Annotated in this window: 2 protein-coding genes; both read left to right on the top strand. The window is 63.5% G+C overall.

Annotated features, from left to right (window positions below):
- On the top strand, positions 1-342 hold a 342-nt coding region (locus J5M71_RS27095), incomplete at its 5' end, for a DUF2138 family protein (RefSeq protein WP_207838592.1).
- Positions 339-521: DUF1175 family protein (locus J5M71_RS27090; RefSeq protein ID WP_347709881.1), on the top strand; the 183-nt coding region annotated here is incomplete at its 3' end. The genes J5M71_RS27095 and J5M71_RS27090, both read left to right, overlap by 4 nt.

The following is a 521-nucleotide window of genomic DNA, read 5'->3' as shown; positions in this document are numbered from 1 at the left end:
CGTCATGGCTCGACGCTGCTGTTCTCCCTCGACGACAAACTCGTCGACAAAGCCCTCGGCACTCTCGACAAGCGCTTCCCGCCGATGGCCGACGGTTTGCCAAAAGACGTACTGATGCCGATCTACTTCGGCCCGGACGCGATGGCGCAACTGATGCAGCGCGAAACCCTCGACAGCCTGCCGCAGGACATGGAGCCGGTGTTTTATAACGCTGCGCAAACCTACCTGATGCCGAAACTGCGCACCCTCGGCGGCTACGGCAAATATGCCCTGACCCTGCCCGAAGGCAGCGAGCCTGACGGCCACTGGCAATGGCTGCCGCTGGAATGGAAAGCGCTGTGAGCGCACTGATCCGCAGCCTCGGCTTGCTTGCGTTGCTGCTGAGCGCTGGCGCCCGAGCAGTTGAAGCGCCAGCGATCGGCACGGCGCAATCCCAGGTGTTTCGCGCCTGGTTTGTGCGCATCGCTCAAGAGCAGCTCCGCCAGGGCCCGAGCACGCGCTGGTATCAACAGGACTGCGCC

It is taken from the genome of Pseudomonas sp. 43(2021) (assembly GCF_017490805.1).
In the GTDB taxonomy this organism is placed as follows: Bacteria; Pseudomonadota; Gammaproteobacteria; order Pseudomonadales; family Pseudomonadaceae; genus Aquipseudomonas.
The sequence above is the reverse complement of the archived record's forward strand: the minus strand, read 5'-3'. Positions and strand labels throughout refer to the sequence as shown.